Annotated in this window: 25 protein-coding genes, 11 tRNA genes and 3 rRNA genes; 35 read left to right on the forward strand and 4 right to left on the reverse strand. The window is 39.3% G+C overall.

Annotated elements, in window-relative coordinates:
* The first annotated feature begins 78 nt into the window (after window positions 1-78).
* The 11 genes from MKY81_RS06230 (at window position 79) to MKY81_RS06280 (ending at window position 8,026) form a co-directional block, all read left to right on the forward strand.
* Window positions 79-360 (forward strand): CopG family ribbon-helix-helix protein, encoded by a 282-nt coding sequence (locus MKY81_RS06230; RefSeq protein ID WP_066236184.1) that lies wholly within the window; start codon window positions 79-81, stop codon window positions 358-360.
* Between the two features lie 4 nt (window positions 361-364).
* On the forward strand, window positions 365-715 hold the full coding sequence (ndoA, locus tag MKY81_RS06235) for a type II toxin-antitoxin system endoribonuclease NdoA (RefSeq protein WP_055741345.1): 351 nt from the start codon (window positions 365-367) through the stop codon (window positions 713-715).
* A gap of 202 nt (window positions 716-917) precedes the next feature.
* On the forward strand, window positions 918-1,751 hold the full coding sequence (locus MKY81_RS06240; protein ID WP_325948906.1) for an RsbT co-antagonist protein RsbRA: 834 nt from the start codon (window positions 918-920) through the stop codon (window positions 1,749-1,751).
* Complete coding sequence (locus tag MKY81_RS06245; RefSeq protein ID WP_325948905.1) at window positions 1,748-2,104, forward strand: STAS domain-containing protein; 357 nt, start codon at window positions 1,748-1,750, stop codon at window positions 2,102-2,104. The genes MKY81_RS06240 and MKY81_RS06245 overlap by 4 nt, the downstream gene beginning before the upstream one ends.
* A 4-nt stretch (window positions 2,105-2,108) precedes the next feature.
* Window positions 2,109-2,510, forward strand: a complete 402-nt coding sequence (locus tag MKY81_RS06250) for an anti-sigma regulatory factor (RefSeq protein ID WP_327990227.1) — start codon at window positions 2,109-2,111, stop codon at window positions 2,508-2,510.
* 13 nt (window positions 2,511-2,523) lie between these two features.
* The gene (locus MKY81_RS06255; RefSeq protein WP_341117143.1) at window positions 2,524-3,531 is read left to right on the forward strand and encodes a PP2C family protein-serine/threonine phosphatase; all 1,008 of its coding nucleotides are present in this window, start codon (window positions 2,524-2,526) and stop codon (window positions 3,529-3,531) included.
* Between the two features lie 67 nt (window positions 3,532-3,598).
* Complete coding sequence (locus MKY81_RS06260; protein ID WP_066236193.1) at window positions 3,599-3,928, forward strand: anti-sigma factor antagonist; 330 nt, start codon at window positions 3,599-3,601, stop codon at window positions 3,926-3,928.
* Window positions 3,928-4,401 (forward strand): anti-sigma B factor RsbW, encoded by a 474-nt coding sequence (gene rsbW / locus MKY81_RS06265; RefSeq protein ID WP_108072226.1) that lies wholly within the window; start codon window positions 3,928-3,930, stop codon window positions 4,399-4,401. Before MKY81_RS06260 ends, rsbW begins: the two co-directional genes overlap by 1 nt.
* Window positions 4,379-5,176 carry an RNA polymerase sigma factor SigB gene (gene sigB / locus MKY81_RS06270; RefSeq protein ID WP_066236198.1) on the forward strand — a complete coding sequence of 266 codons (798 nt, stop codon included), beginning with the start codon at window positions 4,379-4,381 and terminating at the stop codon, window positions 5,174-5,176. Before rsbW ends, sigB begins: the two co-directional genes overlap by 23 nt.
* Window positions 5,173-5,769 carry a PP2C family serine/threonine-protein phosphatase gene (locus MKY81_RS06275; RefSeq protein WP_341117148.1) on the forward strand — a complete coding sequence of 199 codons (597 nt, stop codon included), beginning with the start codon at window positions 5,173-5,175 and terminating at the stop codon, window positions 5,767-5,769. The genes sigB and MKY81_RS06275 overlap by 4 nt, the downstream gene beginning before the upstream one ends.
* An 85-nt stretch (window positions 5,770-5,854) precedes the next feature.
* Entirely contained in the window at window positions 5,855-8,026 is a 2,172-nt protein-coding gene (locus MKY81_RS06280) for a Tex family protein (RefSeq protein WP_108072228.1), read from the forward strand.
* Between the two features lie 66 nt (window positions 8,027-8,092).
* Here the strand turns inward: MKY81_RS06280 and cmpA are convergent, their stop codons facing one another.
* On the reverse strand, window positions 8,093-8,203 hold the full coding sequence (cmpA, locus tag MKY81_RS06285; RefSeq protein ID WP_107920420.1) for a cortex morphogenetic protein CmpA: 111 nt from the start codon (window positions 8,201-8,203) through the stop codon (window positions 8,093-8,095).
* A gap of 85 nt (window positions 8,204-8,288) precedes the next feature.
* Here cmpA and MKY81_RS06290 point away from each other — a divergent pair, with 85 nt between their 5' ends.
* The 19 genes from MKY81_RS06290 to tsaD all read left to right on the forward strand — a co-directional run bounded on the left by MKY81_RS06290 (window position 8,289) and on the right by tsaD (window position 18,283).
* Window positions 8,289-8,741: a SprT family protein gene (locus MKY81_RS06290; protein ID WP_066236203.1), complete on the forward strand. Its 453-nt coding sequence runs from the start codon at window positions 8,289-8,291 to the stop codon at window positions 8,739-8,741.
* Window positions 8,742-8,836: 95 nt separating this feature from the next.
* A tRNA-Asn gene (locus MKY81_RS06295) sits at window positions 8,837-8,911 on the forward strand.
* A gap of 4 nt (window positions 8,912-8,915) precedes the next feature.
* A tRNA-Ser gene (locus tag MKY81_RS06300) sits at window positions 8,916-9,006 on the forward strand.
* A 15-nt stretch (window positions 9,007-9,021) separates the two neighbouring features.
* A tRNA-Glu gene (locus MKY81_RS06305) sits at window positions 9,022-9,093 on the forward strand.
* Between the two features lie 20 nt (window positions 9,094-9,113).
* Window positions 9,114-9,190, forward strand: a tRNA-Asp gene (locus tag MKY81_RS06310).
* 16 nt (window positions 9,191-9,206) lie between these two features.
* A tRNA-Gln gene (locus MKY81_RS06315) sits at window positions 9,207-9,281 on the forward strand.
* Between the two features lie 179 nt (window positions 9,282-9,460).
* A tRNA-Lys gene (locus MKY81_RS06320) sits at window positions 9,461-9,536 on the forward strand.
* A gap of 10 nt (window positions 9,537-9,546) precedes the next feature.
* Window positions 9,547-9,631: transfer RNA gene (locus MKY81_RS06325), tRNA-Leu, on the forward strand.
* Window positions 9,632-9,691: 60 nt separating this feature from the next.
* Window positions 9,692-9,777, forward strand: a tRNA-Leu gene (locus MKY81_RS06330).
* Window positions 9,778-9,815: 38 nt separating this feature from the next.
* Window positions 9,816-9,892: transfer RNA gene (locus MKY81_RS06335), tRNA-Arg, on the forward strand.
* Between the two features lie 18 nt (window positions 9,893-9,910).
* Window positions 9,911-9,984 (forward strand) — tRNA-Gly (locus MKY81_RS06340).
* Between the two features lie 208 nt (window positions 9,985-10,192).
* Window positions 10,193-11,745: ribosomal RNA gene (locus MKY81_RS06345) — 16S ribosomal RNA — on the forward strand.
* 360 nt (window positions 11,746-12,105) lie between these two features.
* Window positions 12,106-15,062, forward strand: a 23S ribosomal RNA gene (locus MKY81_RS06350).
* A gap of 73 nt (window positions 15,063-15,135) precedes the next feature.
* Window positions 15,136-15,252: ribosomal RNA gene (gene rrf, locus MKY81_RS06355) — 5S ribosomal RNA — on the forward strand.
* Together the 16S, 23S and 5S rRNA genes with 11 tRNA genes alongside form the textbook arrangement of a ribosomal RNA operon.
* Before the next feature lie 159 nt (window positions 15,253-15,411).
* Window positions 15,412-15,485 (forward strand) — tRNA-Met (locus tag MKY81_RS06360).
* Between the two features lie 179 nt (window positions 15,486-15,664).
* A complete protein-coding gene (gene tsaE, locus MKY81_RS06365) occupies window positions 15,665-16,120 on the forward strand; it encodes a tRNA (adenosine(37)-N6)-threonylcarbamoyltransferase complex ATPase subunit type 1 TsaE (RefSeq protein WP_066236230.1) in 456 nt (151 codons plus the stop codon).
* On the forward strand, window positions 16,117-16,821 hold the full coding sequence (gene tsaB / locus MKY81_RS06370; RefSeq protein WP_066236228.1) for a tRNA (adenosine(37)-N6)-threonylcarbamoyltransferase complex dimerization subunit type 1 TsaB: 705 nt from the start codon (window positions 16,117-16,119) through the stop codon (window positions 16,819-16,821). Before tsaE ends, tsaB begins: the two co-directional genes overlap by 4 nt.
* Complete coding sequence (gene rimI / locus MKY81_RS06375) at window positions 16,821-17,264, forward strand: ribosomal protein S18-alanine N-acetyltransferase (protein WP_066236226.1); 444 nt, start codon at window positions 16,821-16,823, stop codon at window positions 17,262-17,264. Before tsaB ends, rimI begins: the two co-directional genes overlap by 1 nt.
* On the forward strand, window positions 17,264-18,283 hold the full coding sequence (tsaD, locus tag MKY81_RS06380; protein WP_066236233.1) for a tRNA (adenosine(37)-N6)-threonylcarbamoyltransferase complex transferase subunit TsaD: 1,020 nt from the start codon (window positions 17,264-17,266) through the stop codon (window positions 18,281-18,283). The genes rimI and tsaD overlap by 1 nt, the downstream gene beginning before the upstream one ends.
* Before the next feature lie 309 nt (window positions 18,284-18,592).
* Here tsaD and MKY81_RS06385 read toward each other — a convergent pair whose 3' ends face one another.
* On the reverse strand, window positions 18,593-20,518 hold the full coding sequence (locus MKY81_RS06385) for an ABC-F family ATP-binding cassette domain-containing protein (RefSeq protein WP_066236225.1): 1,926 nt from the start codon (window positions 20,516-20,518) through the stop codon (window positions 18,593-18,595).
* 123 nt (window positions 20,519-20,641) lie between these two features.
* Here MKY81_RS06385 and moaC point away from each other — a divergent pair, with 123 nt between their 5' ends.
* The 4 genes from moaC to tatC all read left to right on the forward strand — a co-directional run bounded on the left by moaC (window position 20,642) and on the right by tatC (window position 22,877).
* Entirely contained in the window at window positions 20,642-21,130 is a 489-nt protein-coding gene (gene moaC, locus MKY81_RS06390; protein ID WP_066236223.1) for a cyclic pyranopterin monophosphate synthase MoaC, read from the forward strand.
* A 56-nt stretch (window positions 21,131-21,186) separates the two neighbouring features.
* Window positions 21,187-21,846 carry a redox-sensing transcriptional repressor Rex gene (locus MKY81_RS06395; RefSeq protein WP_066236221.1) on the forward strand — a complete coding sequence of 220 codons (660 nt, stop codon included), beginning with the start codon at window positions 21,187-21,189 and terminating at the stop codon, window positions 21,844-21,846.
* 64 nt (window positions 21,847-21,910) lie between these two features.
* Window positions 21,911-22,096, forward strand: a complete 186-nt coding sequence (locus MKY81_RS06400) for a twin-arginine translocase TatA/TatE family subunit (protein WP_107921211.1) — start codon at window positions 21,911-21,913, stop codon at window positions 22,094-22,096.
* Window positions 22,097-22,115: 19 nt separating this feature from the next.
* Window positions 22,116-22,877, forward strand: a complete 762-nt coding sequence (gene tatC / locus MKY81_RS06405; protein WP_341117157.1) for a twin-arginine translocase subunit TatC — start codon at window positions 22,116-22,118, stop codon at window positions 22,875-22,877.
* A 20-nt stretch (window positions 22,878-22,897) separates the two neighbouring features.
* Here the strand turns inward: tatC and MKY81_RS06410 are convergent, their stop codons facing one another.
* Both MKY81_RS06410 and MKY81_RS06415 read right to left on the reverse strand, forming a co-directional pair.
* Window positions 22,898-23,092 carry a YdiK family protein gene (locus MKY81_RS06410; protein WP_107921209.1) on the reverse strand — a complete coding sequence of 65 codons (195 nt, stop codon included), beginning with the start codon at window positions 23,090-23,092 and terminating at the stop codon, window positions 22,898-22,900.
* Window positions 23,089-23,820 carry a CPBP family intramembrane glutamic endopeptidase gene (locus MKY81_RS06415; RefSeq protein ID WP_066236213.1) on the reverse strand — a complete coding sequence of 244 codons (732 nt, stop codon included), beginning with the start codon at window positions 23,818-23,820 and terminating at the stop codon, window positions 23,089-23,091. Before MKY81_RS06415 ends, MKY81_RS06410 begins: the two co-directional genes overlap by 4 nt.
* Window positions 23,821-24,160: 340 nt before the next feature.
* On the opposite strand from MKY81_RS06415, the gene groES reads away from it, so the two are divergent.
* Window positions 24,161-24,445, forward strand: a complete 285-nt coding sequence (groES, locus tag MKY81_RS06420) for a co-chaperone GroES (protein ID WP_066236210.1) — start codon at window positions 24,161-24,163, stop codon at window positions 24,443-24,445.
* Window positions 24,446-24,504 lie beyond the last annotated feature (59 nt).

The raw sequence follows: 24,504 nt of genomic DNA on the forward strand, positions 1-24,504 counted from the left end.
TTGCATATAGTAAATTTGGTGGTATTATTAAATTGGTATTTAAGAATCGGTGTGTAGTGATTGGTGGAGGTGTAGTTTGTGTCTGAATCCAGCGCAACAACAGAAATATTAATTCAGTTACCGCAACAATTGTTAATAGAACTTGATGGATTTGCAGAACAAGAGAATGTGAATCGTAATGAATTTATTTATCGCGCTACAAAAATGTATCTGCGTGAGCGTAAAAAAAGACAAATTCGTGAATCAATGAGACGTGGCTACATGGAAATGGCTAAAATTAATTTAGCGATAGCATCTGAGGCGATTCAAGCAGAATACGAAGCAGAACATACAGTAGAACGCTTAGTAAGCGGGGGTTAGTCCTTTGATTGTTAAGCGTGGTGACGTGTATTTTGCTGACCTTTCCCCTGTTGTCGGTTCCGAACAAGGCGGAGTACGTCCTGTTTTAGTGATTCAAAACGACATTGGGAATCGGTTTAGTCCCACTGTAATTGTTGCTGCTATTACAGCGCAAATCCAAAAAGCAAAACTTCCTACACATGTTGAAATTGATGCAAAGCGTTATGGCTTTGAACGCGATTCTGTTATTTTGCTTGAACAAATTCGCACAATTGATAAACAACGCTTAACAGACAAAATCACACATTTAGACGAAGAAATGATGGAAAAAGTGGACGATGCATTACAAATTAGTTTAGGACTTATAGAATTTTAATAGGATGAATCAATAAAGAAACACTCAGTCAGATGGGGGGTTTCTTTTTTTATAAGTATAAAACGTGGTAGGAAAAACGACCTATTTTGTCCAAGAAAGGATATAAAAAATATTTAAGTTATTTATTTTTTGATAACATAAATATAGATAAGTGATGGAAAAGAAAGTAATTAGAAATAGATTTGAGATAGGAGAGGTCGAGATGTACAATTTTTTAGTAGAATATATTCCAACCCACAAAGACGAGATTTTAGATGAGTGGATGAAACGAATGAAAAGTGACGAGGATGAGCGCTTTATAAATGTTGTTTCCGATCAAGTATTTGTTAATACGAGCAGTGAGTTTGTTAATGTCATATTATCGAGATTAACGGATTCAAGTGAAAGCTATAACGAGAAACTTACTGATTTCGCAGAAAGGCTTGTTCGACTTGGTTGGCCTTTAACTTTTGTGACTACTGGTATCTCTACATTAAATAAAGTTATTTTTGAAAAAGTAAATGAAACAAAATTATTTTCTTCAGAGAAAAAACTCGAATACTTTACCATTTTTGAAAAATGGATGACACCAATAAATAATGAAATTATTAAAGCATATAACAGTACTTGGGAAAGAACCGTTTCTTTACAAAAAATTGCCCTTCAAGAATTATCGGCACCATTAATTCCTGTATTTGAAAAAATATCGGTTATGCCTCTTGTTGGGACAATCGATACTGAAAGAGCAAAACTTATTATGGAAAACCTTTTAAATGGAGTGGTAAAACATCGTGCGGAAGTCGTGTTAATCGATATTACCGGTGTTCCCGTTGTCGATACAATGGTTGCTCACCATATTATTCAAGCAGCTGATGCCGTTCGTTTAGTAGGTGCAAAATGTATGTTAGTAGGAATACGTCCTGAAATTGCACAAACGATCATTAACCTAGGGATTAATTTGTCACAAATTATTACAACGAGCACATTAAGAAAAGGCATAGAGCAAGCATTGGAAGCAACAAATCGAAAAATTGTGAAGTGGGAGGGTGCACTGTGAGAATACCGATTTTAAAACTAAAAGAGTGTTTGCTTATATCCATTCAATGGGAACTGGATGACCAAACAGCATTGGAATTTCAGGAGGATCTATTACATAAAATTCATGCAACAAGTGCACGTGGTGTTGTGATCGATATTACTTCCATCGATTTTATCGACTCTTTTATTGCGAAGGTTCTTGGAGATGTCATAAGTATGTCAAAACTTATGGGGGCTAAAGTTGTCATAACTGGGATTCAGCCAGCCGTCGCAATCACCTTGATTGAACTGGGGATTCGGTTGGAGGATGTCCTAACTGCAATAGACCTAGATAGTGGTTTAGAGAAATTACAACAGGAACTGGGGGATTAACTTTATGGAGCTCCAATCCTGCGTAGAGATATTAAATGAGTGGGACATCGTTGCGGTTCGACAATTAGGTCGAAACGTGGCTAAAGAGTTACACTTTGGAATAGTTGATCAAGCAAGAATTACAACAGCTATTAGTGAATTGGCAAGAAATATATTTCTTTATGCCGGTCAAGGACAAATTTGTATTGAAAAGGAAATTAAAGATGGAAAAATCGGTTTGAAAATCATTGCAAAAGATGATGGGCCTGGAATCAATGATATTCGGAAAGTAATGGAGGATGGTTTCTCTACGTCAGGTGGATTAGGTGCTGGTTTGCCCGGGGTCAAACGCCTTATGGACGAATTTGATATAGACTCAACACCAAACAAGGGTACGACGATTATAGCGATCAAATGGCTCCGCTAGAAAGGAGTAATTTATGGACTCTAAAACAGTACTTGAACAAAAATATAAAGAGATTATAAAAAGTTATTTAGAAAATCAAAATGAACAAGTGTTATACCATGCTCAAAAGCTTAGCCGGAAATCGATTGAATACTGTATATATCCCGAAGAAATTATTAATTGGCATCGTACAATAATACATGAAATTGAACCGAATGTACCGAGCAGTATTCTTAGGTCCTTTGATGTTCTTCTTGAATTAATGATGGGATATGGATTAGCTTACAGAGAGCATCAAAGCTTAAGAAGTCAACAACAAGAGTTGAAAACGGAGATAGAAATAGCTGCAAGCATGCAAAAGACCTTATTAGGAACAAAAATTCCACAAACGGATTTCTTGGATATAGGGGCTATTAGTGTACCTGCTAAACATATGAGTGGGGACTATTTTCATTTTGTAAAGGATGAAAATGGATGCATTGGTGTTGCTATTGCAGATGTGATAGGGAAAGGAATCCCTGCTGCATTATGTATGTCCATGATTAAGTATGCAATGGACAGTTTACAAGGGAATGGCGAACCCAATATTATTCTGGAAAGCTTAAATCGAGTTGTTGAACAAAATGTGGACCCGAATATGTTCATTACAATGTTTTATGGATTGTATAATCCATTAAATCATTATTTGTCCTATTCATCCGCGGGGCATGAACCGGGATTTTATTATGACTCAAACAGACGTGAATTCACGGACTTATATGCAAAAGGATTATTGCTTGGAATAGAAAAGAATACCAAATACCGACAATATGAAAAATTTATTCAAAAAAACGATCTTATTATTTTACTTTCAGATGGGGTCACCGAGTGTCGCACGAATGAGGGATTTATCGAACGAAACACTTTGACACATTTAATTGAAAAATATCTCCATCTCCCGGCACAAGAAATTGTGACGAATGTGTATAAAGAGTTAGAAAGACTTCAGGCTTTTCAACTTCGAGATGATTTCACTTTAATTATTTTAAAAAGAATAATTTAAATAAGTTTAGCCTTATTATAATCCGGGTAAAGAAGAAAAAGAATAAACGTTTAATGAGGTGAACGTTATGAACATATCAATTGATATACAAGAAAGTGAAAATCATGTTCTAGTAAAAATTAATGGAGAAATTGATGCATACACCGCACCAAAGTTAAGGGAATCACTTGTTCCTTATGGTGAAAAGGAAGAAATATGGATGTCGATTGATTTATCGGATGTTTCTTATATGGATAGTACAGGCTTAGGTGTTTTTGTTGGTCTGTTCAAAAGCATCCGCGCAAATAACGGAAAACTATATTTAAGTGGTTTATCTGAAAGGTTAAAAAGGTTATTCGATATTACAGGTTTAACTAATATTATGGAAATTTATACCGAGGTAGAAGGTGGAGTTTAATGGTGGAGGCATTCGATAACATCGAGATGAAGATTCCCGCAAAGCCGGAATATATTGGTGTCATAAGATTAACCCTTTCTGGAATTGCAAGCCGTATGGGTTTTGGATATGAAATGATAGAAGATTTAAAAATAGCAACTAGCGAGGCTATTACAAATGCAATTCAACACGCGTATAAGGAAGATGCAGCGGGAGAAATATTTGTCGGGTTCACCGTCTTTCCTAATCGTTTAGATGTAATGGTTGCTGATCAAGGCAGAAGCTTCGATGTTGAAAAGACAAAATCAGAAACTGGTCCGTACGATGAGAATGAAAAAGTTGAGTTTATGCGTGAAGGAGGCCTGGGGCTTTACCTAATCGAAAGTCTTATGGATGAAGTTAGGTTTCATTATAAGAAAGGGGTAACGGTCTTAATGACCAAATACCTTGAAGGAGAGCAGGTGGAGACCGATGCCCGAATTGTCTCAACCTAGTCAATATGGAAAAGAAAAAATCAATAGACTAATAAAGACATTTCAAGAAAGCGGGGATATGGACGCACAGAATGAACTTGTGATGCATTACAAAAAATTAGTGGAGTCCATTTCATGGAAATATTCTAAAGGTAAATCATATCAAGAAGACATTCTCCAGGTTGGTATACTTGGATTACTTGGGGCTATAAGGCGTTATGATGCTTCATATGGGAAAAGCTTCGAAGCCTTTGCTATTCCAACAATTATCGGAGAAATTAAGCGATTCTTACGTGACAAAACTTGGAGTGTGCACGTCCCGCGCCGTATTAAGGAACTAGGTCCGAAAATAAAAACAACTTCAGAAGAACTAACGGTCTTATTGCAGCGCTCTCCCCGAATTGATGAAATTGCTGCAAAGTTGGATGTATCCGAAGAAGAAGTTTTGGAAGCGATGGAAATGGGGAAAAGTTACCACGCCCTATCTGTCGATCATTCCATTGAAGCTGATTCAGATGGAAGTACTGTTACGCTTTTAGATATAGTAGGTCAAGAAGATACAGGTTTTGAAAAAGTAAATCAACGTATGGTTCTTGATAAAGTATTACATGTTTTAAATGAACGAGAACGAAAAATTATTCAATTAACTTATCTAGATAATTTAAGTCAAAAGGAGACGGGAGACAAACTAGGAATTTCTCAAATGCATGTTTCCCGGATTCAGAGGAAGGCGATTAAGAAATTACGTGATGCGATTAACGAAGAATCACGAGATAGGAAGAGTTCATCGGTATGAAACATTTGCAGCAAGAGCTGGTAGAAATTTATGCTTACCAATCAGCTAAAGAAGGAAAACCTTATTGTGGAGATAGTTACTATTTTACCGCTACCGAGGAATACTTTTTATGTGTCTTAGCGGATGGATTGGGCAGTGGTCGTTATGCTTATGAAGCGTCATCAGCTGTTGTAGAAGTAGTTAAAGACAATATGACTGATGATGTAGAAACATTAATGAAACGTTGCAATGAAGTGCTCGCACAAAAACGTGGTGCGGCAGTTGCTGTTTTAAAGGTGAACTTTTCAACTCGTGAATTCGAATATAGTTGTGTGGGAAATATCCGCTTTTATTTATATACCCCAACTGGCAAAACGATATATCCTTTACCAATAAGAGGTTTCTTATCCGGGCGTCCGCAAAACATTCGTACACAACGTTTTTTATATGAACCAAATTCAAAATTTCTTTTTCACACGGATGGTTTCGCAGTTAATAACACAAAAACGTTAATAAAAAGTCGCCAATCTGTTAAAATAATCGCCAATGAAATAAAAAATAAACAGTTCTCCAAAGAGGATGATTCTACGTTCATTATTGGAAGCTTGCGTTAATCGCAAGCTTTTTCCTTTTTATAAAGAAATGATAATATATGTTTAGCAGGATTGTTAGTGAATTTTAAAGAAGTAGGTGTTTGATTTGGAACAAACGGTTGAAAAAAAGATCCAACTGCAGCAACGTTTATCAAAAGAGCTATCTTTTTCGAACAAACAAATTTCAAATGTCATTGCATTACTAGAAGAAGGTAATACCGTTCCGTTTATCGCTCGTTACCGAAAAGAAATGACAGGCGCATTAGACGAGGTTCAGATTCGAGCAATTATGGACCGATGGAACTATATCCAAAATCTAGAACAACGCAAAGAAGAAGTTATTCGTTTAATTGATGAACAAGGAAAGTTAAGTGATGAATTAAAAAATAAGATTTTAAATGCCGATAAGCTTCAAATGGTGGAAGATCTATATCGACCTTATAAACAAAAAAGAAGGACAAAAGCGACGATTGCTAAGGAAAAAGGGTTGGAACCGTTGGCAACATGGATGATGACATATCCATCAGATAAAAATATTAATGAAGAAGCAGCACATTATGTATCCGAGGAAAAAGAAATACATACAATTGAAGATGCAATCATGGGGGCAAAGGATATTATTGCGGAGTGGATCTCCGATGATGCAACTACTCGTGATTGGATACGGAAAGAGACATTTAAAACGGGGATCGTTACATCAACATTAAAAAAAGAAGATAAAGACGATAAAAAAGTGTTTGAAATGTATTACCAGTACGAAGAACCAGTACGAAAGATTGTCCCACATCGTGTGCTTGCATTAAACAGAGGGGAAAAAGAAGATGTTCTGCGGGTCAACATTCAACCGGATCAGGAAAAGATAATTAGTCAACTATTCCGAAAAGTGATCAAGAATGAACAGTCTAGTGTCACACCATATGTAAAAGAAGCAATTGAAGACGGCTATAAACGACTAATTCAACCTTCCATTGAACGGGAGATTCGTAACGAATTGACGGAAAAAGCTGAAGATCAATCGATTCATATTTTTTCCGAAAATCTTAGAAATCTATTATTACAGCCCCCATTAAAAGGGAGAAAGGTACTCGGTGTTGATCCGGCATATCGAACAGGATGCAAGCTCGCAGTAGTAGATGAAACGGGTAAAGTTTTATTTATCGGTGTTATCTATCCACACCCACCAAAAGCAAAACCGGAAGAAGCAAGAAAGAAAATAATTGATATTATTAAAGAATTTAAAATAGAAGTAATTGCAATAGGGAATGGAACAGCTTCCCAAGAAACAGAACAATTTGTCGCTGAAATTCTAAAAGAAATAAATGATGATATTTCTTATATTATTGTTAACGAAGCCGGGGCAAGTGTATATTCCGCATCTGATTTGGCACGTGAAGAGTTCCCTGACCTTCAAGTAGAAGAAAGAAGCGCAGTATCAATTGCTAGAAGACTACAAGACCCATTAGCAGAGTTAGTGAAAATTGATCCAAAATCTGTTGGTGTGGGTCAATATCAACATGATGTCTCCCAAAAGAAACTAAATGAATCACTTACATTTGTTGTGGAAACAGCTGTAAACCAAGTAGGCGTAAATGTAAATACTGCCTCCCCCTCACTATTGCAATATGTTTCCGGATTAAGTAAAGCAGTTGCAAATAATATAGTGAAGTATAGAAATGAGACTGGAAAGATTAACAACAGAAAAGAGTTAAAAGGAATTCCACGTTTGGGCTCGAAAACATATGAGCAAAGTATTGGTTTTTTGAGAATCATTGATGGAGATGATCCGTTAGACAAAACTCCTATACATCCTGAGAATTATCAAGCCGTCAAAACATTGCTGGAAAAAATAAATTGTTCACCTAGCGATATTGGAACGGAAAAATTAAAAGAAGCGATAAGTTCTTATTCTTTAAGTGAATTATCAGAGCAATTAAATATTGGTGAGTTAACATTAAAGGATATTATAGATGCATTAAATCGTCCGGGGCGCGACCTTCGCGATGAATTACCAAAACCACTACTGAAAAAGGAAATTTTAAAATTAGAAGATTTAAAAGTAGGAATGGAAATGCAAGGAACCGTAAGAAATGTAGTAGATTTTGGTGCATTTGTCGATGTCGGAGTAAAAGAGGATGGACTTGTTCATATTTCTAAACTTAGTAATAAATTTGTGAAACATCCCTTGGATGTAGTTTCATTAGGGGATATTGTCACTGTTTGGGTAGAAAAAGTGGATACTCAAAAGGGAAGATTATCATTAACAATGCTACAAAGCTAGTAGCGTTGTAAACGTTGGCGTGTATACATACACGCCAATTATTTATACAGTTGTCATATAATTGGGTTATAAAATTTTTTGTTGATAAAAAAACCAACATTGATTGAGAAGCTTAATTTGATATCGATTTTTTTCTGAAAAAGCTTTTCGCATTTGATTTTGAAACCAAGTTGGCATAGGCAAAAGTCCTCCTTTAGTATTATCTACAATATGCTATAATAGTTTGTCATGTTCACGCAAAATGGAAAAAGGGGAACGAAAGATGAATGATCAAGAGCTTCAAGAACTAGTTGAACGAATATCTTTAAGGTTCTTTGGAAAACCTTTTAAACATGTTGCTTTATTTAATTCAAGGCTGCGTACGACTGGTGGGCGATATTTGCTAAAAAACCATAATATTGAGATAAACTATAAATATTATGTTGAATTTGGTGAAAAAGAATTGATTGGAATCATCAAACATGAGTTATGTCATTATCATCTTCATCTTGAAGGAAAAGGCTACCAACATCGCGACAATGATTTCAAAAAATTACTTAAAGAAGTACAAGCCCCAAGATTCTGTTCACCATTGCAGAGTGTACAAAGGAAAAAGTCCAAAGTAATATATAAATATGTCTGTAAAGGGTGTAAGACTATTTTTACACGTAGAAGGAAAGTGGATGTTGATCGTTTTGTTTGTGGCAAATGCAGGGGGAAATTGGAGATGAAATAAGTGTATGATAAGTTTTTGAAAAAACTTTTTAAAATGGGTTGACTTAATGTGTAATCGTAATTATAATTTTAAGAGTCGATAAGATGACATGTTATTCCGCAGTAGCTCAGTGGTAGAGCTATCGGCTGTTAACCGATCGGTCGTAGGTTCGAATCCTACCTGCGGAGCCATATAGGGGAAGTACTCAAGTGGCTGAAGAGGCGCCCCTGCTAAGGGTGTAGGTCGCGTAAGCGGCGCGAGGGTTCAAATCCCTCCTTCTCCGCCAGTTAATTAATTTTGTGGCCCGTTGGTCAAGCGGTTAAGACACCGCCCTTTCACGGCGGTAACACGGGTTCGAATCCCGTACGGGTCATTGTTATAAATAATAGTTTTGGTCCGGTAGTTCAGCTGGTTAGAATGCCTGCCTGTCACGCAGGAGGTCGCGGGTTCGAGTCCCGTCCGGACCGCCATTTTAAAAAATGATATTGGGCTATAGCCAAGTGGTAAGGCAACGGACTTTGACTCCGTCATTCGTTGGTTCGAATCCAGCTAGCCCAGCCATTTTTTTATTTTTTTATTCGAGCCATTAGCTCAGTCGGTAGAGCACGAACGACTAAACTTCGAAGGGAAGCTTCAGCGTACCAATCGAGCTGCAACTTGAATGATCTTTCTGAGATTGGGACGTCGTAGATGCTTAACCTAGTTCAGATTAAATAAAACTTCATATTTATATTCATGTAGAGCCATTAGCTCAGTCGGTAGAGCATCTGACTTTTAATCAGAGGGTCGAAGGTTCGAGTCCTTCATGGCTCACCATTAAATTTGCGCGGGTGTGGCGGAATTGGCAGACGCACCAGACTTAGGATCTGGCGCCGCAGGGCGTGGGGGTTCGACTCCCTTCACCCGCACCAAAAAACTTATTGATTTTTATCTAGTAGTTTGTTATTATATTGTATGTCACTTTTTAAGATGCGGTCGTGGCGGAATGGCAGACGCGCTAGGTTGAGGGCCTAGTGGTGGCAACACCGTGGAGGTTCAAGTCCTCTCGGCCGCACCAAAGTCTTTCAGAAAAGTAAATTGCTTTTTTTAAAAAATGCGCCCGTAGCTCAATTGGATAGAGTGTCTGACTACGGATCAGAAGGTTATGGGTTCGACTCCTATCGGGCGCGCCATTAAAACAATTATAATATGCGGGTGTAGTTTAGTGGTAAAACTACAGCCTTCCAAGCTGTTGTCGTGGGTTCGATTCCCATCACCCGCTCCAAAAAAAGTATTGACATCATTTTATAAAGATGATAAGATTTAAAAGTCGCTTCTATGAAAGTTGAAACAAACTCGAAAAGTTGTTGACATTAAACTTTTAAAATGATATAGTTAAAAAGTTGCTTCTTAAAAGGGAGTAATGATTGATCTTTGAAAACTGAACAAAACGAAACGTCAATTAATTTTTAACTAGAGCTATTTCAAACATCTTTTTGGAGAGTTTGATCCTGGCTCAGGACGAACGCTGGCGGCGTGCCTAATACATGCAAGTCGAGCGAACTTGATGGGAGCTTGCTCCCTGATAGTTAGCGGCGGACGGGTGAGTAACACGTGGGTAACCTGCCTGTAAGACTGGGATAACTCCGGGAAACCGGGGCTAATACCGGATAACTTTTTTCTTCGCATGAAGGGGAATTGAAAGATGGCTCCGGCTATCACTTACAGATGGACCCGCGGCGCATTAGCTAGTTGGTGAGGTAACGGCTCACCAAGGCGACGATGCGTAGCCGACTTGAGAGGGTGATCGGCCACACTGGGACTGAGACACGGCCCAGACTCCTACGGGAGGCAGCAGTAGGGAATCTTCCGCAATGGACGAAAGTCTGACGGAGCAACGCCGCGTGAGTGATGAAGGTTTTCGGATCGTAAAACTCTGTTGTTAGGGAAGAACAAGTATCGTTCGAATAGGGCGGTACCTTGACGGTACCTAACCAGAAAGCCACGGCTAACTACGTGCCAGCAGCCGCGGTAATACGTAGGTGGCAAGCGTTGTCCGGAATTATTGGGCGTAAAGCGCGCGCAGGCGGTTTCTTAAGTCTGATGTGAAAGCCCACGGCTCAACCGTGGAGGGTCATTGGAAACTGGGAGACTTGAGTGCAGAAGAGAAGAGCGGAATTCCACGTGTAGCGGTGAAATGCGTAGAGATGTGGAGGAACACCAGTGGCGAAGGCGGCTCTTTGGTCTGTAACTGACGCTGAGGCGCGAAAGCGTGGGGAGCGAACAGGATTAGATACCCTGGTAGTCCACGCCGTAAACGATGAGTGCTAAGTGTTAGAGGGTTTCCGCCCTTTAGTGCTGCAGCTAACGCATTAAGCACTCCGCCTGGGGAGTACGGCCGCAAGGCTGAAACTCAAAGGAATTGACGGGGGCCCGCACAAGCGGTGGAGCATGTGGTTTAATTCGAAGCAACGCGAAGAACCTTACCAGGTCTTGACATCCTCTTGCCCTCCCTAGAGATAGGGATTTCCCTTCGGGGACAAGAGTGACAGGTGGTGCATGGTTGTCGTCAGCTCGTGTCGTGAGATGTTGGGTTAAGTCCCGCAACGAGCGCAACCCTTGACCTTAGTTGCCAGCATTCAGTTGGGCACTCTAAGGTGACTGCCGGTGACAAACCGGAGGAAGGTGGGGATGACGTCAAATCATCATGCCCCTTATGACCTGGGCTACACACGTGCTACAATGGATGGTACAAAGGGTTGCTAGACCGCGAGGTTACGCCAATCCCATAAAACCATTCTCAGTTCGGATTGTAGGCTGCAACTCGCCTACATGAAGCCGGAATCGCTAGTAATCGCGGATCAGCATGCCGCGGTGAATACGTTCCCGGGCCTTGTACACACCGCCCGTCACACCACGAGAGTTTGTAACACCCGAAGTCGGTGAGGTAACCTTTTGGAGCCAGCCGCCGAAGGTGGGACAGATGATTGGGGTGAAGTCGTAACAAGGTAGCCGTATCGGAAGGTGCGGCTGGATCACCTCCTTTCTAAGGAATATGGAAGACCACTATCGTGGTTACAAAAAAAGACGTTCTCGTTTTGTTCAGTTTTGAGAGGTTAATTCCTTTCAGTATATCTTAGGGAATTAGAGATTACTTATACAGTGACTCTAATGTTACCTAAATAGAATTGCTCCTGCGGCAATGCTTATTCGAGGAAGATTAGGTTCACCTCGGAGCAAGGCAGCATGAAGCAAATGCTACGATGATTAATCATGATGTGATTGAAATCAGTAGCCTTGTTCTTTGAAAACTAGATAATATGAGAAATAACCAAGTAATAACCGAGAATCGCCACTTTATGGATTACAATCCATTTAAGTAGTTTTAAAAACAAACCTTATTTTAGGTTAAGTTAATAAGGGCGCACGGTGAATGCCTTGGCACTAGGAGCCGATGAAGGACGGGACTAACACCGATATGCTTCGGGGAGCTGTAAGCAAGCTTTGATCCGGAGATTTCCGAATGGGGGAACCCACTGCCCGTAATGGGGTAGTATCCTTACTTGAATACATAGAGTAAGGAAGGCAGACCCGGGGAACTGAAACATCTAAGTACCCGGAGGAAGAGAAAGCAAACGCGATTTCCTGAGTAGCGGCGAGCGAAACGGAAGAAGCCCAAACCAAGAGGCTTGCCTCTTGGGGTTGTAGGACACTCTATACGGAGTTACAAAGGAACGGAGTAAATGAAGAGGTCTGGAAAGGCCCGTCAAAGAAGGTAACAACCCTGTAGTTGAAACTTCGTTCCCTCCAGAGTGGATCCTGAGTACGGCGGGACACGTGAAATCCCGTCGGAAGCAGGGAGGACCATCTCCCAAGGCTAAATACTCCCTAGTGACCGATAGTGAACCAGTACCGTGAGGGAAAGGTGAAAAGCACCCCGGGAGGGGAGTGAAAGAGAACCTGAAACCGTGTGCCTACAAGTAGTTAGAGCTCTGTGCGTCTTTCCTTCGGAAAGACGCCGAGTGATAGCGTGCCTTTTGTAGAATGAACCGGCGAGTTACGATTTCAAGCAAGGTTAAGCTGAAGAGGCGGAGCCGCAGCGAAAGCGAGTCTTAATAGGGCGAATGAGTTTGAGGTCGTAGACCCGAAACCAGGTGATCTACCCATGTCCAGGGTGAAGGTAAGGTAACACTTACTGGAGGCCCGAACCCACGCACGTTGAAAAGTGCGGGGATGAGGTGTGGGTAGCGGAGAAATTCCAATCGAACTTGGAGATAGCTGGTTCTCTCCGAAATAGCTTTAGGGCTAGCCTTAAGGTAAGAGTCTTGGAGGTAGAGCACTGTTTGGACTAGGGGCCCTCATCGGGTTACCGAATTCAGACAAACTCCGAATGCCAATGACTTATCCTTAGGAGTCAGACTGCGAGTGATAAGATCCGTAGTCAAAAGGGAAACAGCCCAGACCACCAGCTAAGGTCCCAAAGTATACGTTAAGTGGAAAAGGATGTGGAGTTGCTTAGACAACCAGGATGTTGGCTTAGAAGCAGCCACCATTTAAAGAGTGCGTAATAGCTCACTGGTCGAGTGACTCTGCGCCGAAAATGTACCGGGGCTAAACGTATCACCGAAGCTGTGGATGGAACACCTAACGGTGTTCCGTGGTAGGAGAGCGTTCTAAGGGCTGAGAAGCTAGACCGTAAGGACTGGTGGAGCGCTTAGAAGTGAGAATGCCGGTATGAGTAGCGAAAGAAGGGTGAGAATCCCTTCCACCGAATGCCTAAGGTTTCCTGAGGAAGGCTCGTCCGCTCAGGGTTAGTCGGGACCTAAGCCGAGGCCGAAAGGCGTAGGCGATGGACAACAGGTTGATATTCCTGTACCACCTCTTCACCGTTTGAACGATGGGGGGACGCAGGAGGATAGGGTAAGCGCGCTGCTGGAATAGCGCGTCCAAGCAGTTAGAGGGGTGACGAGGCAAATCCCGTCACCATGTACCTTGAGCTGTGATGGCGAGGGAAATATAGTACCGAAGTTCCTGATTCCACACTGCCTAGAAAATCCTCTAGTGAGGTGAAAGGTGCCCGTACCGCAAACCGACACAGGTAGGCGAGGAGAGAATCCTAAGGTGAGCGAGAGAACTCTCGTTAAGGAACTCGGCAAAATGACCCCGTAACTTCGGGAGAAGGGGTGCTCTGTTAGGGTGCAAGCCCGAGAGAGCCGCAGTGAATAGGCCCAGGCGACTGTTTAGCAAAAACACAGGTCTCTGCGAAGCCGTAAGGCGAAGTATAGGGGCTGACGCCTGCCCGGTGCTGGAAGGTTAAGAGGAGAGGTTAGCGCAAGCGAAGCTTTGAATTGAAGCCCCAGTAAACGGCGGCCGTAACTATAACGGTCCTAAGGTAGCGAAATTCCTTGTCAGGTAAGTTCTGACCCGCACGAAAGGCGCAACGATCTGGGCACTGTCTCAACGAGAGACTCGGTGAAATTATAGTACCTGTGAAGATGCAGGTTACCCGCGACAGGACGGAAAGACCCCGTGGAGCTTTACTGCAGCCTGATATTGAATTTTGGTACAGCTTGTACAGGATAGGTAGGAGCCTTTGAAGCCGGAGCGCCAGCTTCGGTGGAGGCGTCGGTGGGATACTACCCTGGCTGTATTGAAATTCTAACCCGCACCCCTGAATCGGGGTGGGAGACAGTGTCAGGCAGGCAGTTTGACTGGGGCGGTCGCCTCCTAAAAGGTAACGGAGGCGCCCAAAGGTTCCCTCAGAATGGTTGGAAATCATTCGCAGAGTGTAAAGGCACAAGGGAGCTTGACTGCGAGACCTACAAGTCGAGCAGGGACGAAAGTCGGGCTTAGTGATCCGGTGGTTCCGCATGGAAGGGCCATCGCTCAACGGATAAAAGCTACCCCGGGGATAACAGGCTTATCTCCCCCAAGAGTCCACATCGACGGGGAGGTTTGGCACCTCGATGTCGGCTCATCGCATCCTGGGGCTGTAGTCGGTCCCAAGGGTTGGGCTGTTCGCCCATTAAAGCGGTACGCGAGCTGGGTTCAGAACGTCGTGAGACAGTTCGGTCCCTATCCGTCGTGGGCGTAGGAAATTTGAGAGGAGCTGTCCTTAGTACGAGAGGACCGGGATGGACGCACCGCTGGTGTACCAGTTGTCTTGCCAAAGGCATCGCTGGGTAGCTATGTGCGGAAGGGATAAGTGCTGAAAGCATCTAAGCATGAAGCCCCCCTCAAGATGAGATTTCCCTTAGTTTATCTAAATAAGACCCCTGAAAGATGATCAGGTTGATAGGTTCGAGGTGGAAGTGTGGCGACACATGGAGCTGACGAATACTAATCGGTCGAAGACTTAACCAACAATAGATTCAAGGTTATTACGAAGTATTTCTCATCTATCTAGTTTTGAGGGAACAAACCCTTAAATAAATAGTCTGGTAATTATGGCGAGAAGGTCACACCCGTTCCCATCCCGAACACGGAAGTTAAGCTTCTCAGCGCCGATGGTAGTTGGGGGCTCTCCCCCTGCAAGAGTAGGACGTTGCCAGGCTATATATAAATAATTATCGTCGCGGGGTGGAGCAACGAGCATTGCTTCATTGAAAAAACTGCGAGTTGTACCGATTGAGCAGCATCTTGAATAAGCTTTCTGAAATCGGGACAGTCAAAGGATGCACTTAGTGCATAATATAAACTAAAATATTACCGTCGCGGGGTGGAGCAGTCTGGTAGCTCGTCGGGCTCATAACCCGAAGGTCGCAGGTTCAAATCCTGCCTCCGCAATAAGTGCCAATGAAAAACGAAACTTAGTTTCGTTTTTTTTCATTTAAATTAATAGTTGTTTTGCTCATTTAGTGGAAATGATGTACACTACCAATAGACAAGTTTTCCCTTAGGAATGCATTATCCTAAGGATTTTTTATATAAGCTTTTTAACAAAAGTATTATCAGAGGAGATTATTATGAAAGTATATGAGTGGCTTTCTAAAGGGCCGGACGACACTTCCTCATTTGCCCAAAAATTAGCCATAAAATTAAAAGCGAAAGATGTCTTATTATTAGAAGGCGATTTGGGAGCAGGGAAAACAACATTTACTAAAGGGATTGCATTAGGATTAGGAATTCGACGAAATGTAAGTAGTCCCACCTTTACAATTATTAAAGAATATCAAGGGAATTTACCATTATATCATATGGATGTCTACCGTTTACAAGATTCCAATGAGGATTTAGGATTTGATGAATATTTTGAAGGTGATGGTGTAACGATTGTTGAGTGGGCTCACGTAATTGAGGATCAGTTACCAACCGAATACTTATCGATTTCGATATATCGATTAGGTGATGTAGAACGGAAATTTGAATTGAAACCTGTAGGAAAACGGTACGAATTATTGTGTGAGGAGTTATTTTCATGAAAGTGCTTGCTATAGATACATCTAATTATGCATTAGGAATAGCACTATTAGATAATGAAAAAGTGATCGGTGAATATATTACTAATTTAAAGAAAAACCATAGTATTCGGGTAATGCCTGCCATTCAGCAATTGATGAAGGATTGTGACATCGCCCCTATGGATCTTGAAAAAATTGTTGTGGCTAAAGGTCCCGGTTCCTACACTGGAGTTCGAATTGGGGTAAGTATAGCAAAAACAATGGCGTGGAGTTTAAACATTCCACTAGTAGGAATTTCTAGTTTGGCCATAATGGCCGGAATAGGGAGACATTTTCCTGGGTTTATTTGTCCTCTTTTTGATGCAAGAAGGGGGCAGATTTATACAGGATTATATCGTTTTGAAAATGAAACATTAATAACAGAATTAAATGATTGCAATATTTTAACGGTTGAATGGGTAGAAAAGTTAAAGCAACTGGAAAAATCAATTATTTTTGTAGGAAATGATATTGATTTACATAAAGAAGCTATCATTAATACTTTAGGTGATAAAGCAGTTTTTGCAAGTCCATCAGAAAATAATCCACGACCTAGTGAACTGGCATTTTTAGGAAAGGGTTTACCTGGCGAAGATATCCATACATTTGTGCCCAATTATATTCGATTGGTTGAAGCGGAAGCAAAATGGTTAGAATCTCAAAAGGGTAGAAGTAAAGAATGATGAATTATCAATTAAGAGAAGCAACGATAGCTGATTTAGATGGAATCATGAATGTAGAAATTCAATCATTTTCATTACCTTGGTCACGGGAAGCATTCTATAATGAATTTGTAAAAAATCACTTTGCAAGGTATTTCGTTATTGTAGATCAAGAAAAAATTATCGGTTATTGTGGGGTATGGCTTGTAGTGGATGAGGCACATATTACAAATATTGCTATATTACCTGAATATCGTGGCCAAAAACTAGGTGAGTTATTATTAAGCAGTATCATGGATTATTCAATTCAACAAGGAGCAAAATCAATGACTCTAGAAGTTAGAGTAAGCAATATAATTGCTCAATCGTTATATAAGAAATTAGGTTTCTTTGAGGGTGGAATCAGGAAAAATTACTACACTGATAACCAAGAGGATGCCTTAGTCATGTGGGTGAATTTATAATGAATAAGGATTTAATTGTTTTAGGAATTGAAACAAGCTGTGATGAAACAGCTGCAGCTGTTATTAGAAATGGGACGGAAATACTTTCTAATATCGTTGCTTCACAAATCGAAAGCCATAAAAGATTTGGAGGAGTTGTGCCTGAGTTAGCATCAAGACACCATGTGGAACAAATAACTGTCGTTATCGAAGAGGCTTTGATTAAGGCAGATGTTACATTTGATGATATTGATGCCATTGCAGTAACAGAGGGTCCTGGTTTAGTCGGGGCTTTATTGGTTGGGGTGAATGCGGCAAAAGCAATTTCCTTTGCGAGAAATATTCCCTTAGTAGGTGTGCATCATATAGCTGGTCATATATATGCTAACCGATTAATGAAAGAAATGGCATTTCCACTGTTATCATTGGTCGTCTCTGGAGGACATACGGAATTAGTATTGATGAAGAAGCACGGGGAATTTGAAGTAATCGGTGAAACAAGAGATGATGCAGCTGGAGAAGCATATGATAAAGTAGCTAGAACACTTAATCTTCCTTATCCTGGAGGTCCACATATCGACCGACTTGCAAACGAGGGAACACCAACGATCGATTTACCAAGGGCATGGTTGGAAGAAGATTCTTATGATTTTAGTTTTAGCGGTTTAAAGTCGGCCGTAATTAACACATTGCATAACGCAGAACAAAAAGGTATGTCCATTGACCCGAAAAATATGGCCGCGAGTTTTCAAGAGAGTGTCATTGATGTATTAGTAACTAAGACGATTAAGGCTGCTAAAGAGTTTAATGTAAAACAAGTATTATTATCAGGCGGAGTTGCGGCTAATAAAGGGCTTAGAGAAAGACTTGAGAAGGAATTTGCCAAGATTGATGGAATTGAGTTACTTATTCCGCCATTACATTTATGTACTGACAATGCAGCGATGATTGCAGCAGCAGGAAGTATTTTGTTTGAAAAAGGGAAGCGAAGTGAATATTCCTTAAACGCAAATCCTAGTTTAGATATAGAGCATTTTTAGAAGCATGTGGGTGACATGCTTCTTTTTTATTGTCATAAAACTATCCACATGTGAATAAAAAATACGAACAACTGTTGTTGTGCACAGCTTGTGGATAAAATGTTAATGAAACTATGTTGGTGTGTATAAAATATTGTTGAAAAATTATGATTTCTGTGGATAATGTGTATAAATCTGTTGATAAGGCTAGAAATGCACAAATAATAATACTTTTATACTATATGGGGAGAAAAAAATCTGTGGATAGTTTTGTGGACTAAAAAAATACCAGAGTATCTGGTATTTTTGTCTTAAAGTATGCGGCATCAATTAACCTTCTGCAAGTTCTGTCCACTCTTCCATCAATTTTTCAAGTTGTTGTTTGAAATCAGTGATTTCCTTATTTAATTCAAGAACTTTTTCATGGTCTTGGTAGATTTCAGGCTTACATAGTAATGCTTCGTTATTTTCTAATTTACTCTCTAATTCGTCAATGTATCCCTCGATTTCCTCAATTCGACGTTTACGTTGCCGTTCCAGTTTTTTTGCCTCTTTGTCTTGTTGATACGATTGTTTTGCAGGATTCTGTGTATCCGTAGTAGTTTCAAGTTTTGAATGTTCCAGTTTTTTTAATTCCTGCATTTCTTGCTGTTTTTCAACATAATAATCGTAATCTCCGAGATATTCCTTTGTTCCATCTTTCCCTAGCTCTATCACCTTTGTTGCCAGCCTGTTGATAAAGTAACGATCATGGGAGACGAATAGAATCGTACCGGGGTAATCAATTAAAGCATTTTCCAATACTTCTTTACTATCGAGGTCCAAATGGTTTGTCGGTTCATCTAAAATAAGAAAATTTGCTTTTTGCAGTAAAAGCTTGGATAAAGCAAGTCTTGCTTTTTCTCCGCCACTTAAACTTGAGACAATTTTAAGAACATCATCACCCGAAAATAGAAAATTTCCTAATACTGTACGTATTTCTTTTTCATCTTTCAAAGGATAATCATCCCATAGTTCATTTAAAACCGTTTTGTTCGATGAGAGGTCGGCTTGTTCTTGATCATAATAACCAATCGTCACATTTGAACCGTAATTGATGTTTCCGTTATGAAGGTCCAACTTTTTAATAATTGTTTTAAGTAAGGTTGATTTACCGACTCCATTTGGTCCTACAAGTGCAATACTGTCACCTTTTTTTATTGATAAAAAGATATTTTTTGCGATAATATGGTGATTATATCCAATAGAACCGTCCACAATATTTAACACTTCATTACCGCTTTGCTTCTCAATTTGAAATGCGAAAGTAGCTGATTTTTCGTCACCTAACGGCCTGTCCATTATTGTCAATTTTTCAAGCTGTTTTCTTCGACTTTGTGCACGTTTTGTTGTGGAAGCTCTTGCTAAATTTCGTTGAATAAAATCTTGTAGTTTGGCAATTTCTTCTTGTTGTTTCTCATATTGTTTGAAATCACGTTCATATTGTTCAGCCTTTTGCGTCAAATATTGGCTGTAATTCCCATAATATTTCTGAATAGCGTGTCTTGATAATTCATACACTTGGGTAACGACTTTGTCTAAGAAATATCGATCATGCGAGACGATAAGTATGGCACCGTTATAGCCTTGTAAATACTGTTCCAGCCATGAAAGGGTGTCAATATCCAAATGGTTCGTAGGTTCGTCCAAAATTAAAATGTCTGGTTTAGTTAAAAGTAATTTAGCTAATGCTAAGCGGGTTTTTTGGCCGCCGCTTAATGTTTCAATCATTGTTCCATAATCAAAATCACTGAATCGCAGGCCGTGAAGGACTGAACGGATATCGGATTCATACTGATAACCACCTAAATCTTTAAAACGAATCTGTAATTGATCATATTCAGCTAAGATTTTGTTGTAAAGATCCGGTTTTTCATAGTAATACGGGTCTGCAATTTTTTGTTCTACATCTCTTATTTGATTCTCCATTTGCCGCAAATCTTGAAATACAGTTAACATTTCATCCCAAATGGATAAACTAGATTTCAATCCAGTATTTTGTGCAAGATAACCGATGGAAACATCCTTTGGTTTGACAATATCCCCGGAGTCTAATGACATTTGTCCAGAAATAATTTTTAATAACGTGGACTTTCCGGCACCGTTTCTCCCAACTAATGCAATACGATCTCTCGTCTGAATTTCTAATTTTATATTTGATAAAATAAGTTCAGCACCAAAATGTTTTGTTAGTTGTTGAACTTGTAATAAAATCATATTTATTTCACCTCATCTATATTGGTAGTGTACCGTATTCATGAGGGTTTGGGCAATGATTCACTATTTCTAAATAGGACACGGAAAGAAAAATAGTGTATGATAAATTGAGGGGTGTTTTCGATGTCAAAGCTTACTCATTTTAATGAGCAGGGAAGAGCGAAGATGGTTGATGTGAGTACTAAACCTGACACTGTCCGCACGGCGATTGCACAATCGAGTGTACAATTAAGCAATGAAATTTATCATTTAATCCGTAATAATAAAATGAAAAAAGGGGATGTTCTTGCAGTTGCACAAGTTGCAGGTGTTATGGCTGCAAAAAAAGCATGGGATCTTATTCCGATGTGTCATCCTATTCCAATTAATGGAGTAAATATTGAATTTAGTTGGGAACAAAAAGATCCAAATATGTATATGCTAAACATTATTTCAAGTGTAAAAACAAAGGGAAACACCGGTGTTGAAATGGAAGCATTAACTGCTGCATCTGTAACCGCTTTAACCGTTTATGATATGTGTAAAGCCATTGATAAAGGAATGGTTATTGGACCAACGTTTTTGATAGAAAAAACAGGCGGTGTTTCAAGTACTGATTATCTGAGGGAATAGATATTTCCCTTGAGGCCAACGTTTTTTTAGTTAGATTTATATGGGGGACCTATAGTATGAATGAAGAATTAATTAAAATACCTCAAGCGACAGCAAAGCGATTACCACTCTATTATCGATTTTTGAGGAATTTACATAACTCCGGTAAACAGCGTGTATCTTCAGCTGAGTTAAGTGAAGCTGTAAAAGTCGACTCCGCCACGATTCGCAGAGATTTTTCATACTTCGGGGCATTGGGGAAAAAGGGTTACGGATACAATGTTAATTATTTGTTATCATTTTTTCGTAAAACATTAGATCAAGATGAATTAACAAAAGTAGCTCTAATCGGTGTGGGAAATTTAGGAACAGCATTTTTAAATTATAATTTCATGAAAAACAATAATACAAAAATCGAAATCGCTTTTGATGTTGATCCAAATAAAGTCGGTAAAAAAATTGGAGATGTACCTATTTATAGTTTGGATGAGCTGGAGGCACGATTAATCAGTGAAGATATCAGTGTTATTATTCTTACGATTCCCGCAGAAGTTGCACAACGGGTTACTGATCAGCTGGCGAAAACAAACGTAAAAGGTATATTAAACTTTACACCGGCTAGACTAAATGTACCTTCATCTATACGTGTGCATCATATTGACTTAGCAGTAGAGTTGCAATCATTAGTTTATTTTTTAAAGCACTATCCAAATGACACGGAAATTTCACAAGACTAATAAATAGATAATGGATTAAACATCTAATTTGTATTATCATGTAAATATGAGGAGGTGGGCACAGATGGGACCAGGAATTGGAAGTATTATTCTCATTGTGATTGTTGCCTTACTAGTTTTCGGACCAAAGAAATTACCCCAATTGGGCAGAGCTGCCGGGGATACATTAAAAGAATTTAAAAATGCGACTAAGGGCTTGGCGGATGAAGAAGACGATAAGCCAAAAACGGATAAAGACAACGTTAAGTAAAATGTTAGGATGAATTCATATGAGTCAAAAAGACATGACGATTTTTGAACATATATCCGAGCTAAGGAAGCGACTGTTTGTGATAGTCGTTTTCTTTATCTTGGCTGTAATTGTAAGTTTTTTTCTTTCACAACCAATCATTCGTTATCTCCAGCATTCCGATTATGCAAAAGAGGTGACAATGAATGCGTTTCGGCTAACAGATCCTTTTAAAGTTTTTATGGAAGTTACTTTGTATTTGGCCATAGTGATTATTTTACCTGTAATTCTTTATCAACTTTGGGCATTTATTAGTCCCGGTTTATATGAAAAAGAACGGAAAATAACATTAAGTTATATTCCCATAGCTCTTGTTCTCTTTTTAGCTGGACTAGCATTCGCTTATTTTATATTGTTTCCGTTAATCTTACGGTTCATGATGAAGCTATCATCACAAATGGATATTAATCCGGTCATCGGTATTAATGAATATTTTTCGTTTTTGTTTCAAATTACCTTCCCATTTGGGATACTGTTTGAATTACCAATCGTTATCATGTTCTTAACGCGATTAGGAATCATTACACCAATGTTTTTGGCGAAGATTAGAAAGTACGCATATTTCTTTCTACTCGTCCTTGCTGCTTTTATCACACCGCCTGACGTAATGTCACAAATTGTCGTCGGTGTACCGCTAATGATTTTATACGAAATTAGTATATTGGTTTCGAAAGTCGGTTATCGAAAAGCGAAAGCAGCGGAATTAAAATATGCGCTGCAAAGCGAAAGTAAAAAAAAATAAAACCTTCCAATTGGGAGGTTTTATTTTTTTTGATGGCTTTTTAGGCGAAAATGCAAAGTGATTAATCGAAAGCCTGACCCATAATCAATCGTTGCTAAAAAGACGAGCATGTAAGCTAAAAAAGACCAACCGTGAAGATTAACTTGTTTAACGGCAAAATAAGTAAACAGGGTGCCAAGAAGGCAATAGATTATGCCGGATTGTAGTGGTCTCATGAGAAAAGTCCTCCAATAAAGCTTTGTTTCTCGATAATTTTTTGAATTTCTTCGCGGTTCAATAGCTGAGCAATAACAACGATTGTGTTCATTATTACGTGTGCGCTTATTGGCACTAAAATGCGATTTGTCTTTTTATATAAAAAGGCAAATGTGAATCCCATGGCAGAATACAGTAATAGATGGACAAACTCCATATGTGCAAGTCCAAAAATGATGGAACTGATAAGTGCCGAAGAAAAAAAGGATAAATATTTATGAAGTGTTCCGAAAATAATCTTTCTAAATACAATTTCCTCTAAAATTGGGCCAATAATTGAACTTACAACAACGACAATCGGAAAAGTTTCGATTAGGCTTACGATTCGCTGAGTGTTTTCTGATCCAGGTTTAATGCCAATCATTTGCTCAATGATTGATGCAAGCGCTTGAGCAATAAATGCTAGAAAAATCCCTCCGATTGCCCAGGTGATCGACTTTCCGACTGAAAGCGGTGTACTTCTTTCTAATTGATATTTTCGTTCAGATTTTCGCAAAATCAACAAAACAATAATTAACGCGGAAATGAAACTGATTACAATCCAATAAACGGGCGTCATCATTTTCATATAACTTTCCGAAGTATGAAATCCTTTCACACCAATAATATAAACAATGGGTTGACCAACATAAGCGGATAGTTGCATCGCAATATAAGTAATTAAAATATATACATATTCTTTTTTCACAATATTTTTCCTTTCTTGTTAGCTCATAATCCATTCTACTATTGAATAAATAGAGGTTCAAATATTAAGTGTGCAGTACATTTTTTATCCTTCAATCTATTATATGTAAAAATAACCTCCAGTTATGAATAGAAATAATAATTGGACATAGACTTGAATATTGCGCGAAGTCTTAATTTTAGGATATTCAAACTGATTGAAGGAGTTTTTTCAAAAAAGTTAACTGTAAAGACTTGCAAAATGGAATTGAATTATTTATTATAATAATTGTGTTAGCACTCAAGAGTAGTGAGTGCTAATAATTTAAAATTACATAAAATTATTGAGGAGGTTGTTTCACTTGTTAAAACCACTTGGAGATCGCGTCGTAATTGAACTAGTAGAAGCAGAGGAAAAAACTGCAAGCGGTATCGTTCTTCCTGATTCTGCAAAGGAAAAACCGCAAGAAGGTAAGGTAGTAGCTGTAGGTACTGGTCGTGTTTTAGATAGCGGTGAGCGTGTTGCTCTGGAAGTATCTGAAGGCGATCGCATCATCTTCTCTAAATATGCTGGTACAGAAGTGAAATACCAAGGTAACGAATATTTAATTCTTCGTGATTCAGACATTTTAGCTATTGTACAATAGTTATTTACCATTTTCGAAAATAAATACATCATTAAAGAAGATCGAGGAGGTAATTTCAA

This window comes from Heyndrickxia sp. FSL W8-0423 (assembly GCF_038009395.1).
Classification (GTDB): domain Bacteria; phylum Bacillota; class Bacilli; order Bacillales; family Bacillaceae_C; genus Heyndrickxia; species Heyndrickxia sporothermodurans.

Bases quoted from the DNA above. Each gene is read 5' to 3' on its own strand.
- MKY81_RS06240 (WP_325948906.1), top strand. From the start codon at position 918: ATGTACAATTTTTTAGTAGAATATATTCCAACCCACAAAGACGAGATT.
- MKY81_RS06250 (WP_327990227.1), top strand. From the start codon at position 2,109: ATGGAGCTCCAATCCTGCGTAGAGATATTAAATGAGTGGGACATCGTT.
- MKY81_RS06255 (WP_341117143.1), top strand. From the start codon at position 2,524: ATGGACTCTAAAACAGTACTTGAACAAAAATATAAAGAGATTATAAAA.
- MKY81_RS06260 (WP_066236193.1), top strand. From the start codon at position 3,599: ATGAACATATCAATTGATATACAAGAAAGTGAAAATCATGTTCTAGTA.
- rsbW (WP_108072226.1), top strand. From the start codon at position 3,928: ATGGTGGAGGCATTCGATAACATCGAGATGAAGATTCCCGCAAAGCCG.
- sigB (WP_066236198.1), top strand. From the start codon at position 4,379: ATGCCCGAATTGTCTCAACCTAGTCAATATGGAAAAGAAAAAATCAAT.
- MKY81_RS06275 (WP_341117148.1), top strand. From the start codon at position 5,173: ATGAAACATTTGCAGCAAGAGCTGGTAGAAATTTATGCTTACCAATCA.
- cmpA (WP_107920420.1), bottom strand. From the start codon at position 8,203: ATGCCAACTTGGTTTCAAAATCAAATGCGAAAAGCTTTTTCAGAAAAA.
- MKY81_RS06290 (WP_066236203.1), top strand. From the start codon at position 8,289: ATGAATGATCAAGAGCTTCAAGAACTAGTTGAACGAATATCTTTAAGG.
- tsaE (WP_066236230.1), top strand. From the start codon at position 15,665: ATGAAAGTATATGAGTGGCTTTCTAAAGGGCCGGACGACACTTCCTCA.
- tsaB (WP_066236228.1), top strand. From the start codon at position 16,117: ATGAAAGTGCTTGCTATAGATACATCTAATTATGCATTAGGAATAGCA.
- rimI (WP_066236226.1), top strand. From the start codon at position 16,821: ATGAATTATCAATTAAGAGAAGCAACGATAGCTGATTTAGATGGAATC.
- tsaD (WP_066236233.1), top strand. From the start codon at position 17,264: ATGAATAAGGATTTAATTGTTTTAGGAATTGAAACAAGCTGTGATGAA.
- MKY81_RS06385 (WP_066236225.1), bottom strand. From the start codon at position 20,518: ATGATTTTATTACAAGTTCAACAACTAACAAAACATTTTGGTGCTGAA.
- moaC (WP_066236223.1), top strand. From the start codon at position 20,642: ATGTCAAAGCTTACTCATTTTAATGAGCAGGGAAGAGCGAAGATGGTT.
- MKY81_RS06395 (WP_066236221.1), top strand. From the start codon at position 21,187: ATGAATGAAGAATTAATTAAAATACCTCAAGCGACAGCAAAGCGATTA.
- MKY81_RS06400 (WP_107921211.1), top strand. From the start codon at position 21,911: ATGGGACCAGGAATTGGAAGTATTATTCTCATTGTGATTGTTGCCTTA.
- tatC (WP_341117157.1), top strand. From the start codon at position 22,116: ATGAGTCAAAAAGACATGACGATTTTTGAACATATATCCGAGCTAAGG.
- MKY81_RS06410 (WP_107921209.1), bottom strand. From the start codon at position 23,092: ATGAGACCACTACAATCCGGCATAATCTATTGCCTTCTTGGCACCCTG.